Here is a 13,313-nt window from a genome sequence, read left to right on the forward strand (position 1 = left end):
ACCGGCGCTCCGCGCAGACTACGGGTGGGCCAGACAACCAACGATTTCGCCTTTGCATCCCCAGGCCGCCCAACGCTGCGCTCCCATCGCCAACAATTGGAGGCTGCACGCCCGCCCATCCGTTGTCCATGGTTCTCGACCCCTTCACCCTGCTCGTCCTCACCGCGGCCATGGCCGCTGCCTCGGCGCTGTACCTGGCCGCGGAGTGGGGCAGCGTGCGCGAACGGTCGTTGCTGCTCTGGAGCACCGGCTTCGCCATCATCGCCATCGGCAGCGTGCTCGCCCTGCTTCGCTCCAGCGGCCATGTGCTCTTCGGCATCTGGTTTCCCAATGGCCTGCTGATCGGCGCGCACTGGATGTTCCTCGCCGGCGTCGCGCGATTCACGCGTACCCGGCTTCCTCGCGCCTGGTGGTCGCTGGTCGTCATCTGGCTGGCGATGCTGCTCCTGCCCGACGGACCGTGGTGGTCCAAGGCGATGCTGGGCATCCAGTCGCTGATGATCGCCGTCATCACCCTGCGCGCCGGTCTGCTGCTGCGACCGCACGGCGGCGTGTTGAGCCCGGGCGCGGCGCAACTGCGCTTCGTCCTGCTCGCACACGGTCTCTTCTACCTCGCCAAGGCCGCGTCCGCCGTGGCGCCGGACGCCTTCGTCAACCTCGCCGGCTTCCGCGGCTCGGTGATCCTCGTGTCACTCGTGGAAGGCGCGATGGCGATCATGCTGCTCGCGATGTCCATGACCGGCACCGAGCGTCACCGCCGCGAGGAACGCATCGCCGAGATCGCCGCACGCGACCCGCTCACCAATCTCGACAACCGACGCGCGCTCTATCTGCGCGCACCCGCGCTGCTCGAGCAGTCCTCCCCGTCGAGCCCCAGCGCCCTGATGCTCATCGACATCGACCACTTCAAGCAGGTCAACGACCTGCACGGCCACGCGGCCGGCGATCGCCTGTTGACGACGCTGAGCGACCTCATCCGCGACACGCTTCCCGCTGACGCGATCGCCGCGCGGCTGGGCGGGGATGAGTTCGTGATCCTGCTGACAGGCACCTCCGACGCCAGCGCACAGGCGCTGGGCGACGACTTGCGCGAAGCGTTCTCCCGGCAGGCGCGCGAGATGTTCGTGACGCCCGAGCCGGTGTCGTTGAGCATCGGCGCGACCTTGTCCGGTCAACCCGACGCGGAACTCTCGCACTGGCTCAAGCAGGCGGACGAGGCGCTCTACGCCTCCAAGCGCAAGGGACGCGACCGGATGGAGCTGGTCCATGGATAAATCCCTGCTGCAGCAGCAGGTGCTGGAACGGCTCGCCGCGGACCTGCTGCATGTCGAGCAGTCCGCGCGCGCGGCGCATGAGACGGCGACGCACGAAGAAAACATCGCCGAGAACAAGTACGACACCTTGGGTCTCGAGGCCGCCTACCTGGCCACCGGTCAGGCGCGTCGCGCCGATGCCATCCGGCAGGCGATGACCCACTGGCGCCAGTTCCGCCCGGCCACCTACGACGCCACGAGAGGCATCCAGCTCGGCGCGCTGGTCTGCCTGGTCGATGCCGACGAGAAGGAACAGCTGCTGTTCCTCGGCCCGGACGGGGGCAGCATGCAGCTGGTGAACGACTCTCGGCTCGTCCAGGTCATCAGCATCCAGGCGCCGCTCGGCAACGCCCTGCTGGGCAAATGCGAGGGCGATGAGGTGTCGATCCAGATCGGCGCGATCCGACAGCAGTTCGAGGTGGTGTGGGTCCGATGAAGCTGCCTCGGCTCTACACCTTCCGCCGCTGCCCCTACGCGATGCGCGCGCGCATGGCGCTGCTGCAAGCCGGGCGGGACTTCGAGCCAGTCGAGGTCAGCTTGCGCGACAAGCCGGCCAGCCTGCTGGCCTTGTCTCCCAAGGCGACGGTGCCCGTCCTTCATCTGCCCGATAGCCACGTGATCGAGGAGAGCTGGGACATCATGCGCTGGGCGCTCGCCGAGCCGGATGCGCAAGGCTGGTGGTCGCGAGCGCAGTCGCCGGAGAACCTGGATCTGCTGCGCAGGAATGACGGCGACTTCAAACGTCATCTGGACCGTTGGAAGTACCCGCAGCGCTACGCAGGCGAGACCCTCTCGCCAGACGAGCACCGCGACGCGGCGGTGGATGTGCTTCTGCGACCGCTGGAGGCAAGGCTGAAGGACACACCCTTCCTCGGCGGCGACAGCCCCTGCGCCACCGACCTCGCGCTGATGCCCTTCGTCCGCCAGTTCGCCGCAGTGGACCCGGAATGGTTTGAAGCGCTGGATCTACCCTCGCTGCGATCGTGGCTGAACGGCTGGCTGGCCAGCCCGCTGTTCGCGGCTTGCATGCGCAAGGTGCCCGCGCCAATCGCCCCATGACACAACAACTCTGACAACGACACGCCTCGCCCATGAACGAACCAGCTCTGACCGCCGCCCTCGCGGACGCACTGCGCGCCGCCGACAACGATGTGGACGCGCTACTGGCGCTCGAAGCGCTCTCACGCGTCGGAACTACCTCGGCGGACGAGGCGATCCTCGCGTTCCTTCGTTCCGGGTCGGATCCCGATCTTGCGCACGCCGCGCTGGGACGTCTGTCCCGGCGCGCGCCTGCGCTGCTGGTCCCGGCCACGCAGGATGCGCATCCGGCCGTGGCGGCGGCCGCACAACGCGCCCTGCTGCGCGAGCCCGCCGACGAGGCGCTGCCGTTCTACCTCCGCCTGCTCAAGTCCCGAAGCACGGACGACATCACCTCGGGCCTGGCGAGCCTGGGACGGCTGTCCAGCCCCGAGGTCCGCGCGCCCTTGCTGAAGGCGCTGACGCACCGCAGCCCCAGCGTGCGCCTCGAGGCGGCGAATGCGATCCGGCGTTGCGCGGACGGCAGCTGGGTGAGCGATCTGCTGGAGGCCATCGGCGCGCTGCAACGCGAGGCGAAGGAGAAGAAGAAGGACTTCTCAGAGATCATCGAGACGCTGTGCGCCACGGTGGTCCACAAGGCCGAGACGGCCCAGCGCGAGCGCTTGATGCAGGGGCTGGACGACGACGACGCGCGCGTGCGCCGCACCTGCATTGACGCGCTGGGCCGGGTCGGCGATGAGGCCGCGGTCACGATCCTGTGCCAGCGCCTGGATGACATCGGGGCGAGCGCACCGCTGGTGTGGCGCGATGCCGTGGTGAAGGCGCTCGGGCAACTGGGCGACCCGCGGGCGATCGGACCGCTGCGGCGGCTGGGCGCCAAGGTGACGGCAAAGGCACTGGGGCAACTGAACGCTCTGGAGGCCGCGCCCGACCTGGTGGCCGCGCTCGAACAAGCGAGGTCGCCGCGCGACGCCGACGAGCTCGCTGCCGAGCTCGCCCGCCTGGTCGGCCCAGGCGATCAGCACTGGCCGCGCGTCGGTCTCTCCTCGACGTCGCTGCCCGTGCGCCGCGCAGCGGCCCTCCAGCTGGCCACGTCCGATCCCGACGCCGCGGTGGCCCCGCTCCGCGAGCTGCTGAACGAAGTTCCGCCCGGTGACGCGATCGCCGTGGCCGAGGTGCTGGTGCGGCTGGGCGACGAACAGGGCTGGGAAGGCTTCTCGAAGGCCTTGGCGAACGATCCGCACCACTGGAACGCCAGTGCGGTGGCGAGCGCCTGCGCGAAGCTGCGCGGGCCTCGTGTCCACGCCCAGTTGCTGGAGCTGCTGCCTCGCATCAATCGCGAGTACGTGCACAACGTCTGTCAGGCGATGGCCGCCCAGGGCGCCGATCTGCTGCCGTCGCTGATCAGCGCCGCCACCGCCGGCGAAGGCGTGAACCCGCGCTACACGAGTGCCCTCAGCGAGTTCCGCGATCCCGCCGGTGCCGCGCTGCTGGCGCCGTTGCTGCTGGGCAAGCATCCTCTGCGAGACGGCGCGATGCTGTCCCTGATGAAGACGCCGGATGCTCGAACCGGCGAAGCCCTGGTGGCCGTGCTGGCACAGGCGACCCACGACGACGAGAGGACAAGGATCGTCGAAACCCTGGCTTACGTCGCCACGAAGGACGCCATGCCGGTACTGGAGGACGCGATGCGTCGCGGTATCGCCGTCGCTTCCGTCATGAACGCGCAGGCTCGCCAGCCCAACGATGACGCACGGTCCCTGTTGATCGAGCAACTGACCAGTCAGGACTCGGAGGTCCGCAGCGAAGCCGCAGATGCGCTGCTGCAGCTCGCCGATCCGGCGGCGAGCCAGCCCCTGTTCGATCTCCTGCTGAGGGAGACCCAACTGTCCGTGGTCCACACGGCGCTCGCCGCCTGGTTGAAGTCGAGCACGACGGGCGACGTCGAGGTGACCGAAGGACTGCAGACACCGGGCACGCGGGCCTTCGTGCTCGCGGAGCTCCGCCGACTGGAAGGACAGGAGTCCGTGACCAGCGCCTGAGCCCGGCCTTTGGCGCTCATGGCGTTGTCCGTCTCAGCCAGAATCGCGCACCTGCTGCCGCCGAGCCCCATGAAACGAGCCTTGTCGACCCTCCTCGCATTCCTGCTGGCCACGCCGGCTTTCTCGGTCACCCCACTCGGTGAGAAGGAAGAGGGCGATGTGCTTCGCGAAGCGCAGACCTACCACGTCATGTTCTCTTCGGAGAAGGACGCGGTCGCTGCACGCGCCACGCTGGAGGGGAAGCGCGGCGCCAACCTGTTCGCCGAGTTGCAGAAGCTGGCCCGTGCGCGCAGCAAGGATCCAGGCTCCGCCAGTCGCGGTGGATATCTCGGCACGGTGAAGGAAGGCGAGATGGTGAAGTCCTTCGAGACGGCGCTGTTTGCCTTGCCGCTCAACACCGTCTCGGAGCCGGTGAAGTCCGAATTCGGCTGGCATCTGATCTATGCCAGCTACTTCAGCGAGACGCCGGTCAAGGAGGTTTGCGATCAGAGCCTCGGCGACAGCATTCGCAAGGCCAGACCCGACGAGCGCGCCGCGCTGCAGAAGACGCTGATGCTGGTGCCCGATTCCGAGACCGCGTTTGGAGAGGGCATCGCGTCGCTGCTAGGCGATGCCTGGGGTGAGCCCCTGCGCGGCCAGACCGGCGATCTCAGCTTCATGCGGGTGACCCAACGGGAGGACGACGGCGGTGTGGCCGCCGTGACATTCCATGGCGAGCTTCGCAATGCCGTGCTGTCGGTGAGGCCGGTCGCGTGCAGCCGGTCGCATCGGGTCGAATTCTCGCTCGACTGTCGGGCTCGCACCGTGGCGATGAAGTCCCACGTCAGGTTTGAAGGCCGCGCCGCGCTGGGCCGCCGGCTGGTTGAAAGCAAGCTGTCCCCTGCTCAGCGCGCACCACAGCGCGCGTCGCCCGGGACCTTGGCGGAGCAGATGCTCAATGCGGCCTGTGAAGCCGAACCGCAACGCACGGCTGAATGAGCGCGCGGACATGCAGTTCCACTGCGGCCTTCCTGCGGAAAGTTGACGAGGCGCATACTGACGCCCGTCCGTACTTGGGTGTCCACCTATGAAGCTGTTGCTGACTGGCGTTCGCGGAACCGTCGCCCCATGGGTCGCCAAGGAAGCCGAGTTGCGAGGCTGGGAGGTCGTCGCCTGGAATCGCAACGCGGCGGACCCTGCCGATGAAGCGGCATCCGCCGCGTTTCTTCGGGCCGAGGCGCCGGACGCCATCGCGCATCTGGCCATGGGTTCAGAGCAATGGGCCGGCGGCCTCGCGGCCTTCGCCTCGCATCGAGGCATCGCCATGCTTTTCGTGAGCACCGCCATGGTCTTCGACGCGTCCCAAGGCGGCCCGCACTTCCCGGCCGACATCCGCGGAGCGCGCGATGAGTACGGCCAGTACAAGGTGCGCTGCGAGGATGCCGTGATGGCTGCGAATCCGTTGGCCACGATCGCGCGCATCGGCTGGCAGATCTCGCCCGAGCCGGTGGGCAACAACATGCTGAGGCAACTGGACGAGCAGAACGCCCGCGAGGGTCGCATCAAGGCGAGTTCGGCCTGGCGGCCGGCGTGCTCCTTCATGACCGACACCGCCGCGGCGCTGTGCGACCTGGTCACCGAGCAACCGGCAGGTCCGGTGCATCTGGACAGCAACGCGCAGGACGCCTGGACCTTCGACGAGGTGGTGCGGCGTCTGGCCGCGAAGTACGACCGCCGCTGGATCATCGACGTCACGCAGGACTACGTGCACGACCAGCGACTGGTGAACGAGCTGGGCGGGTCGATGATGCCGCCGCTGCATCAGCATCTGGGCTGAGCCCTTAGAGGACCCTTCGCGCGTTCCCCATGAAATATCCCGCTGTCCTGGACGCCTCCCTGGTGGGCACGTATGCAGCAGCCGCGAAGAGCGGTGGTGGCTATGTGTGGGACGCCGTGTTGGAGTACCGCGTTTGGTGTCATCCAGAACGTGGGGCGCCGGATGAAGCGGACGGCAGCGATTACTTCCTTGCCTTCGCCAGCTTTGAGGAAGCGGCCGCGTTCTCCAAGGAATGCGAGGGTGCCGAGGATCCGCTGGCGCTTGTCCTGCAGCGCGAGTGGATTGATGAGCCGGAAGAAGGCCTCTACATCCACGTCCGTGAACCGCGCATCACCGAGTGGCGAGTGCGTTTTCTCTCCCGTCCGCAGCGCGATGCACACACCATCCCTGACTTCATGGCGCCAGACGCGCCTGCCAATCGCCTGGACATCTTGCGAGGGCTAGCACCTCGACAGCGTCCAGGCGCGGCGTACTGAGCGGGATCTTCAGTCTTGCCCGGACGATCACTCGTGCTCTGAGAGCCTCGTCGGCCACCCGGCCGGAATGAGCTTGCCCTTGAACCGCACATGCCATTCGGGGTCAAAGACACGTTGCGGATAGACCGTTACGGAGCCGTCTGACACGGAGACCGAGATCGGGAGCAGTTCCGGTGATGCCATGCCGAGCAGCTCAACCTCGTGGCCTGGCGAAAGATGCACTTCCGCGCACAGCATCTCCAGATAGAGAACCAGCGGCCGGTCCGTCTCGTTCTTGAAGTTCCCGACGCTGACCAGCCTCTTCTTGTCTCTCAATCCTGCCTCCGCTTGGGTTGCGGCGGAGTATGGCTGCATTCGTTGCGGGGCTGCATCGATGGGGATGTCCATCGGCTGACGCCAAAGGATCCTTCCCCAAACAGAACGCCTGGCTTGTGCCGGGCGTTTTGCGTTTTGCCTTTTGGCCGGGGTCTGCTTTAGGCTGGGTGCAGTCATTCACCAATGACTGCTTTGCGCGCTTCACTAGTGGGCAGCGAGACCAATGGGCTTCGCACAGCGCCGCCGCCGCCCTGGAGCACATGGGTGTAGATCATGGTGGTGGCCACATCGGCGTGGCCCAGCAGTTCCTGCACCGTTCGGATGTCACTGCCGCTCTGAAGCAGATGCGTGGCGAAGCAGTGCCGAAGCGTGTGTGGCGTTGCCGGCTTGGCGATACCAGCTGCCTGCACGGCTCGCTTGAATGCGCGCTGGAAAGTCTGGTCGCAAAGGTGATGGCGGCGCACCACGCCGCTTCGCGGGTCCGTCGAGTGCACGGCCTGCGGGAACAGTCAGAACCAGGCCCACGACGCCCCGGCGCGCGGGTGCTTGCGCTCCAGCGCGTGAGGTAGCTCGACGCCCGCCTTACGGCTGCCGCATCGGCCGTCCAGATCATTCGTCCAGCGGCGAGTTGATCGCGTAGCGGGGCGACAAGCGATTGCGGCAACATCAGCACTCGGTCCTTGCTGCCCTTGCCTGCCCGCACGATGAGGGCCTGGTGTGCGAAGTCGACATCCTTGACGCGCAGTTGCAGGGCTTCGTTGATGCGCATGCCAGTGCCGTAGAGCAGCCAAGCCAAAAGGCCGAGTTCGCCGGTTATCAGCTTCAGCACCGCAGCAAGCTCCTGGCGGCTCAACACAACGGGCAGTCGGCGGCGCACCCGCGGGCGCTCGATACAGCCGTGTGACTTCGCTGAGCAGGTCGCCAATCACGGTGTTGGCGTAGCCGGGGAGATCCTCCAGGTACTCGCAGGCGCGGCGGCGCACGGTGGCGGCCTTGAGCGGCAGCACGACGCCGAACTCGCTGAGCAGTCCACGAATGCGGTTCAGCGTGGCGGTGCGCTGATCGACAAATCCCTGGCAAGCGCGGTGCACCATCAGGCGCGACTGTTGCTCCTGGTTCTTGATCGGCACGAAACGCAAGTGCGGGCGCTGAATGGCCTCGCAGATGGCCTGTGCATCGGCCGCATCGTTCTTGCCGCGCCTGCCCGTCATGCGGTACGGCGTGACGAACTTCGGGGCAATCAGCCGCACGGTGTGACCCGAGGACTGGAACTGTCGCGCCCAGTGATGAGCCCCGGAGCAGGCCTCCATGCCGATCACGCAAGGCGGTAGGCTGGCAACCAGCGCATGGAGCTTCTCACGCGGCACGGCCGGTCGAATCAATTCGGCTTTGCCGGCCTCATTCGCCCCATGCAGGGCAAATACGTTCTTGGCGAGGTCGATACCTGCGTAGAGAATGGCCATGACTTCCCCTTCCGAATGAGTTGATGAGAAACCGCACTTTCCATCGTGGCACCTAGTTGCCGTTTGCCGCAAAGCGGCTGGTTCGGGACGGGGACGTCCCTTTCATTCGTTAGCCCTCTCAAAGAACCAACATGCCTATCCCAGAGAAGGACATAAAGAAGCTGTGGGGGCTCGCCGCTGGACGGTGCTCGCGCCCTGGCTGCGAACAGGAGTGCATCCGCTTTCTAGACGCCAACGATCCGACCGTCATAGGAGAGATGGCGCATGTCATAGCAAAGCAGCCCGGCGGCCCGCGTGGCCAAGCGGAAGGTGGCGCTGATTCCTATGAGAACTTGATACTGCTTTGCCCGACGCACCATACTGAAATCGACAAGGCACCAGAAGGCACTTTCCCTGCTGAAATGATTCACCAGTGGAAAACTGCGCATGAAGATCGAGTCAGAAGGTCATTCCAGAGCCCACGACAACCTGACAAGAAGACTCTGGGCGAAACGATTGCCCGGCTTCTTATTATCAACAAGGCAACGTGGACCCAGTACGGACCAGAGTCAGACGAAGCAAAGAGGAATCCGCTAAGTAATTCTGCTCAGATCTGGGAACTGAGAAAGCTCGACACAGTTGTTCCCAACAACCGAAAGATCATCGGTTTGATCCAGCAGAACCAAGATTTTGTCGATCTCGCCGACTATCCCGTGTGTGCAGCCTTCATTGAACATGCCGAGGGTTTTGAACGAAACTGCCACACGCGTACGGAGGGTGTTCCTCGCTTCCCACCTGCCTTTGAACAACTTGTGAATCGCTATGCCGGACTTCAATAACTGCGGTGTGTCCTTCTCGATAATCACGTTCTTTGAGCAAGCCCTCGCCGGCCACGACAAGGTCCAAGGAGTGATCAGGACTCAGGACATCGTCTTCAGTATCGCGCTACACAACGGAACGACCCTGAAGACACTGCTCCTAGACGAGTACAGCCTCGGGCTTGCAGCCGTTCTTAAGGCCAAGGCAGAGTTCCCTGATGTTGAGTACATCGTCACAGGTGGCAACTGGAACGGCTACACCGCAGAGGCAAAGGAGTATGGGTGGAAAAACGGAATCGGGATCTTCAATACAAGCGAGTTCTTCGGCGCCCTGAATTGGACGAAACCCAAGAAGTACTACAAAAAGGATCACGAAGGCAATCCAACCTATGCGTATAAGAATCCCTGAGCGGTCGACTCTGTTTTTGTTTGGATCAATCCTGAATTCTCAGGCGCCGAATGATCTCGACATCTTGGTGGTGTATGACCCTGAATTCTGTCCACCGGAGCTTGCGTATACATATCACCGCCCAATGGTTGACGACTTGGCAGCCGCGTATGGGCTGCCCGTCCACGCGACGTTCTTGACCCCATCAGAGCAACGCGCAACCGACTTCATTTCTCGCACGCGCAGTCCCGTTTAGCGAGGCGCTCAGAGGGCTAACCCCTCGCTCAACCCGACCCGCTACGGCAAGCACCGTAAGCTCGGGCTGAGGCATTTCATGCATCATCTCAGCCCGGGCTTACGGCGCTCGCCTCCGCAGGCCGGTTAGCTCGAACGTTGAACGACCGCTTCTAGGCGCTGAGTTCGGCAAGTCGAAGGACCGCTCCCGCTGCAAAGCCGACGGCCGCTCCAGGCTGGCTACTGGCAGCCAAATTTCGTCACCCAGTGCTTGATAACTGCGGCATCGGTCATTGAACGGTTCGCCGGCTGAACGGTTGCTGGCCCCCAGGACCGTCCAATTGCCCACGCCCACGTTTGGGGCGACCATGAACCAGAGCAGCGGCCGGGTCAGCGACAGATTTCAAGAGCTAAGAGCTGGAGGTCCCGACCCAAAGCCCGCGTCGGGCGTCGGCCAATGGATACGCAGACCGGCCCGGCGCTGCGGCCAATGCCTCAGGGCGTCCCCATCGCCTCCCTCCAGCGCATCGCATCGTGAATCCGATGCCGGGCGCTCGGATGGTGGAAGAAAACCACCTCCTCAAGGCGCCCCGGATCGGGTTTGCGGTAGTCCGAAAGCTTCAGCATTACCTCGGCAAAGCCGTGTGGATCGCGGGCGAGATGCAGGCCAAAGCGGTCGGCCTCGATCTCCTGGATGCGGATGATGCTATTGAACACTGGTGTGGCCACCAGCATGAACACTGAGAACACGGCGGTCAGCAGTGGCAAGCTGGCCACGTCGGCTACGTCCTGCGTGCCCCAGCGGTGCCCAGAGCGCGCAAACAGCCGGCGCATGGCCCAGTTGCAGAAAAGCAATCCGAACAGGATCAGCAGACCGAACTGCATCAGCATCTTAGGCGCGTGGTTGAGCACGTAGTGGCCCAGCTCATGGGCCATCACGGCACGGATCTCCGGCAGCGACGTGCGATTGAGCAGGTTGTCGTTGAGTCGCACCGCCGCCGTACCGCCCAGACCGCTCACATTCGCGCTGACACGTTGGGTCTGGCGGGAGGCGTCGAAGACGTAGACCTCATCAGCCGGCACGCCGTTGGACTGCGCCATCTTGAGCACGGCGTCCCGCACCGGACCGTGCGCCAGCGGCTTGTAGGTGTTGAACAGCGGATCGATCAGGATCGGAGTGACGAGCAGCAACAACGCCAGCAATGCGGAGCAGGCAGCTGCGCCCCAGAGCCACCAGCGCTCGCCGGCTCGGCGGAACACGGCATAGAGCAGCGCCACCGCCACCGCCGTGCCGATTACCTCGACGCCCAGGGTCAGGATCCACTCGCCCCACCACTCAACGGTGGTCTGCGTGGACATGCCATAGCTGTGTTCACGCCAGTACCCACGGTAAAAGCTCAGTGGCAGCAGCAGCAGCCCGCTGGCCAAGCCATAGACGCCCCCGTACAGGCCGTCGCGCAGCAGGGCATGGCGACCGACGCGCTGCGCCCAATCGCGCACGCGGGCCGAGCGGCCGCCGTGCAGCATCAGGGCGGTGATGGCGAGGGCAAGCAGGAACTCCCAAAGCTGCAGCCAGTAGCCACCCTCTTCGTATTCGTTGGAGCGCATCACCGCTTCCTTGGGGAGGCGCTTGAGGTAGGCCTGAGTGGCCAGCTCGGCATCGCGCGGCAGCGCCGAGTACCAGGCATCATCGACCGGTGCGATGTCCAGCGGCGCGCGCACGCCGTCTTCGCCGGCTTGGATGTGTGCTCTATCAAACTCCGCCGCACGCACGGGCGCGCCGAGCTGCAGACAGCACAGAAGCAGTACGAGACCAATGCGGCGCGTCAGCGCCGGCAGAAGAGTTGGAGCGTTCATGGGTGGCGTTCTGCGGCAAAGCGCTGAGTCTCCTGAACACACACCGCGGCGACGCGCGGCATGCGACGAAGCGGCCAACGGCCGGGACCAACTGCCCAAGCGAGGGCGCTGTCCGAATGAAGTTCGTGTCCCTTCCACCCCAATCGCCGCCAGCGGGCTTTGGCCAACCCTTCCGGTCGAACGCAGCAAGTCCGGTAGATGTCGGCGCCCTGGCTGGCCTTGTCACCGGCTGCTCCCGGCACAGTCAAGACCGCCGGCTCTCGTAATTGCTCGCCCCAAACCGGCGGAGTAGGACATGCCTCTGAGCGACTGCACTTAGCCGAGCCGCGCGAGCAACACGGTGGCGGGGAAATGTCTCCGCCCCTTCTTCATTCGCACGTCATCTCGCTAGGATTTCGATTGCTTGCGTCGATGTCCGCTTCAGGCTGGAAGCGGAAGTTGGTCGCCAGATGACGGTCGGCAGCTTGCGTTCACACCCGGCATTGGACCTCACGAACCGGGCAGCCAAGAATCGACCCGAGTTCGTTCAGCTGTTCTTCGGACATCCCTCGCACCGTTGGATTTGCGACCTCAAGTACAAAGCGTCCGAATGCAACTGGCCAGCCGTAGTGCAATTCGTCAAGTCCGACTTGGCTACCGCAACAACCCGCTTGGACGTTTAGATTCTCGAAGCCGTGTTCGGCCGCTGACGACATCGCATCGCCCCACCAGGACTCCGCATCAGCCCCGCACTTCGGGCATCGAACCCCCTCCCAGTTCTCTCCTGCGTCCACGAATTCGACTGATGCAGCCAACATCGAAGCTACCGATTCAGCGACCATCGCACGGCGAGCGAACTCTTCGGCCCTCGATGCAACATCTCTATCAGGCTCGAACGATGGCGTGCTCGGGACATAACGTAGGTAGGTGTCGGACATAGCTAGCAAGCGGTGTCTCGGATTGGACTGCCAGCGTACCCCAAACCGGTCACCCGCCGGGGTCGGCTTGTGGCCGGATGCAGCCCGTCGAACCTGCGATTCCAATGTCCGCTTCCGCTGCACAGCAGCTTCGCTTCATGCATCACCGCTCATCTAAGCTCTTACCGCAACGCCAACATCGCTCCAACGCACCCATCCATGTCAACTCCTGCCCTGTCCTTCACGCCCCTGTCCGCGCCAGTGATTGAAGAGTTTGCCGAGGCTCGCAACTTCGTTGCAGACCTGGCGGAGCGTTTGGCGAATGGGCGCCGTCTGACACAGTCAGAGGCCGACCTGGCCGTGCTTCAAACCCTCGTGGAGCACGAGGACGTGCAGCACGCCAACTTCGACGCTTGGGTGGCGCTTGGCGTGGCATTCGGCGATGCGCTCGCAGCCAGCATCCCTGGACTCGAATGGCGACTCGTTACCGACCAGTCAGGGACGAGCGCCGCCTTGCAGTTCCGATCGATGCCGATCTCGATCGCGGCGCCCACCATGCTCTGGAAGCGCGTGGAGCGCGGCGAACGGATGGACCTCGCGTTCATGGCCCAAGAGATCCGCATGCTCCTTGAAGAGGCAGCGCTCGATTCCGAAGGCGCGTAGCCGCCCTTCCCTGCG

At 64.7% G+C, this 13,313-nt stretch carries 13 protein-coding genes and 2 pseudogenes; 10 read left to right on the forward strand and 5 right to left on the reverse strand.

All coding sequences use genetic code 11. The features are described 5' to 3' along the window. The first annotated feature begins 128 nt into the window (after positions 1 to 128). The 7 genes from ACNI65_RS19560 to ACNI65_RS19590 all read left to right on the forward strand — a co-directional run bounded on the left by ACNI65_RS19560 (position 129) and on the right by ACNI65_RS19590 (position 6,685). On the forward strand, positions 129 to 1,274 hold the full coding sequence (locus tag ACNI65_RS19560) for a GGDEF domain-containing protein (RefSeq protein WP_416758804.1): 1,146 nt from the start codon (positions 129 to 131) through the stop codon (positions 1,272 to 1,274). Continuing rightward, positions 1,267 to 1,749 carry a GreA/GreB family elongation factor gene (locus tag ACNI65_RS19565; protein WP_416758805.1) on the forward strand — a complete coding sequence of 161 codons (483 nt, stop codon included), beginning with the start codon at positions 1,267 to 1,269 and terminating at the stop codon, positions 1,747 to 1,749. The genes ACNI65_RS19560 and ACNI65_RS19565 overlap by 8 nt, the downstream gene beginning before the upstream one ends. Continuing rightward, positions 1,746 to 2,372: a glutathione S-transferase gene (locus tag ACNI65_RS19570; protein WP_416758807.1), complete on the forward strand. Its 627-nt coding sequence runs from the start codon at positions 1,746 to 1,748 to the stop codon at positions 2,370 to 2,372. The genes ACNI65_RS19565 and ACNI65_RS19570 overlap by 4 nt, the downstream gene beginning before the upstream one ends. A gap of 32 nt (positions 2,373 to 2,404) precedes the next feature. Continuing rightward, on the forward strand, positions 2,405 to 4,393 hold the full coding sequence (locus ACNI65_RS19575; protein ID WP_416758808.1) for a HEAT repeat domain-containing protein: 1,989 nt from the start codon (positions 2,405 to 2,407) through the stop codon (positions 4,391 to 4,393). An 81-nt stretch (positions 4,394 to 4,474) separates the two neighbouring features. Beyond that, complete coding sequence (locus ACNI65_RS19580) at positions 4,475 to 5,371, forward strand: peptidylprolyl isomerase (RefSeq protein ID WP_416758810.1); 897 nt, start codon at positions 4,475 to 4,477, stop codon at positions 5,369 to 5,371. A gap of 88 nt (positions 5,372 to 5,459) precedes the next feature. Continuing rightward, positions 5,460 to 6,209 (forward strand): sugar nucleotide-binding protein, encoded by a 750-nt coding sequence (locus ACNI65_RS19585; RefSeq protein ID WP_416758812.1) that lies wholly within the window; start codon positions 5,460 to 5,462, stop codon positions 6,207 to 6,209. A gap of 29 nt (positions 6,210 to 6,238) precedes the next feature. Continuing rightward, on the forward strand, positions 6,239 to 6,685 hold the full coding sequence (locus tag ACNI65_RS19590) for a GCN5 family acetyltransferase (RefSeq protein ID WP_416758814.1): 447 nt from the start codon (positions 6,239 to 6,241) through the stop codon (positions 6,683 to 6,685). 27 nt (positions 6,686 to 6,712) lie between these two features. Here the strand turns inward: ACNI65_RS19590 and ACNI65_RS19595 are convergent, their stop codons facing one another. The 3 genes and pseudogenes from ACNI65_RS19595 to ACNI65_RS19605 form a co-directional block, all read right to left on the reverse strand. Next, positions 6,713 to 7,072, reverse strand: coding sequence for a hypothetical protein (locus ACNI65_RS19595; protein ID WP_416758816.1), 360 nt, complete (start codon positions 7,070 to 7,072; stop codon positions 6,713 to 6,715). A gap of 101 nt (positions 7,073 to 7,173) precedes the next feature. Next, positions 7,174 to 7,892 (reverse strand): annotated as a pseudogene (locus ACNI65_RS19600) (integron integrase); the annotation flags it as partial. 1 nt (position 7,893) lies between these two features. Next, positions 7,894 to 8,463 (reverse strand): annotated as a pseudogene (locus tag ACNI65_RS19605) (IS110 family transposase); the annotation flags it as partial. Positions 8,464 to 8,594: 131 nt separating this feature from the next. On the opposite strand from ACNI65_RS19605, the gene ACNI65_RS19610 reads away from it, so the two are divergent. Next, positions 8,595 to 9,281 carry an HNH endonuclease signature motif containing protein gene (locus ACNI65_RS19610; RefSeq protein WP_416758817.1) on the forward strand — a complete coding sequence of 229 codons (687 nt, stop codon included), beginning with the start codon at positions 8,595 to 8,597 and terminating at the stop codon, positions 9,279 to 9,281. Further along, the gene (locus ACNI65_RS19615; RefSeq protein ID WP_416758818.1) at positions 9,265 to 9,669 is read left to right on the forward strand and encodes a hypothetical protein; all 405 of its coding nucleotides are present in this window, start codon (positions 9,265 to 9,267) and stop codon (positions 9,667 to 9,669) included. Before ACNI65_RS19610 ends, ACNI65_RS19615 begins: the two co-directional genes overlap by 17 nt. A 708-nt stretch (positions 9,670 to 10,377) precedes the next feature. On the opposite strand, the gene ACNI65_RS19620 is transcribed toward ACNI65_RS19615, so the two are convergent. Further along, a complete protein-coding gene (locus ACNI65_RS19620; RefSeq protein WP_297525175.1) occupies positions 10,378 to 11,739 on the reverse strand; it encodes a M48 family metalloprotease in 1,362 nt (453 codons plus the stop codon). A 470-nt stretch (positions 11,740 to 12,209) separates the two neighbouring features. Further along, complete coding sequence (locus ACNI65_RS19625; protein ID WP_416758819.1) at positions 12,210 to 12,656, reverse strand: hypothetical protein; 447 nt, start codon at positions 12,654 to 12,656, stop codon at positions 12,210 to 12,212. Between the two features lie 198 nt (positions 12,657 to 12,854). Between ACNI65_RS19625 and ACNI65_RS19630 the strand changes: the two genes are divergently transcribed. Then, positions 12,855 to 13,298, forward strand: a complete 444-nt coding sequence (locus ACNI65_RS19630) for a DUF3806 domain-containing protein (protein WP_416758821.1) — start codon at positions 12,855 to 12,857, stop codon at positions 13,296 to 13,298. The last annotated feature ends 15 nt before the right edge of the window (positions 13,299 to 13,313 follow it).

The organism is Roseateles sp. So40a, assembly GCF_048081605.1.
GTDB lineage: Bacteria > Pseudomonadota > Gammaproteobacteria > Burkholderiales > Burkholderiaceae_C > Roseateles.

Bases quoted from the DNA above. Each gene is read 5' to 3' on its own strand.
- ACNI65_RS19560 (WP_416758804.1), top strand. From the start codon at position 129: ATGGTTCTCGACCCCTTCACCCTGCTCGTCCTCACCGCGGCCATGGCC.
- ACNI65_RS19565 (WP_416758805.1), top strand. From the start codon at position 1,267: ATGGATAAATCCCTGCTGCAGCAGCAGGTGCTGGAACGGCTCGCCGCG.
- ACNI65_RS19570 (WP_416758807.1), top strand. From the start codon at position 1,746: ATGAAGCTGCCTCGGCTCTACACCTTCCGCCGCTGCCCCTACGCGATG.
- ACNI65_RS19575 (WP_416758808.1), top strand. From the start codon at position 2,405: ATGAACGAACCAGCTCTGACCGCCGCCCTCGCGGACGCACTGCGCGCC.
- ACNI65_RS19585 (WP_416758812.1), top strand. From the start codon at position 5,460: ATGAAGCTGTTGCTGACTGGCGTTCGCGGAACCGTCGCCCCATGGGTC.
- ACNI65_RS19590 (WP_416758814.1), top strand. From the start codon at position 6,239: ATGAAATATCCCGCTGTCCTGGACGCCTCCCTGGTGGGCACGTATGCA.
- ACNI65_RS19595 (WP_416758816.1), bottom strand. From the start codon at position 7,072: ATGGACATCCCCATCGATGCAGCCCCGCAACGAATGCAGCCATACTCC.
- ACNI65_RS19610 (WP_416758817.1), top strand. From the start codon at position 8,595: ATGCCTATCCCAGAGAAGGACATAAAGAAGCTGTGGGGGCTCGCCGCT.
- ACNI65_RS19615 (WP_416758818.1), top strand. From the start codon at position 9,265: ATGCCGGACTTCAATAACTGCGGTGTGTCCTTCTCGATAATCACGTTC.
- ACNI65_RS19620 (WP_297525175.1), bottom strand. From the start codon at position 11,739: ATGAACGCTCCAACTCTTCTGCCGGCGCTGACGCGCCGCATTGGTCTC.
- ACNI65_RS19625 (WP_416758819.1), bottom strand. From the start codon at position 12,656: ATGTCCGACACCTACCTACGTTATGTCCCGAGCACGCCATCGTTCGAG.
- ACNI65_RS19630 (WP_416758821.1), top strand. From the start codon at position 12,855: ATGTCAACTCCTGCCCTGTCCTTCACGCCCCTGTCCGCGCCAGTGATT.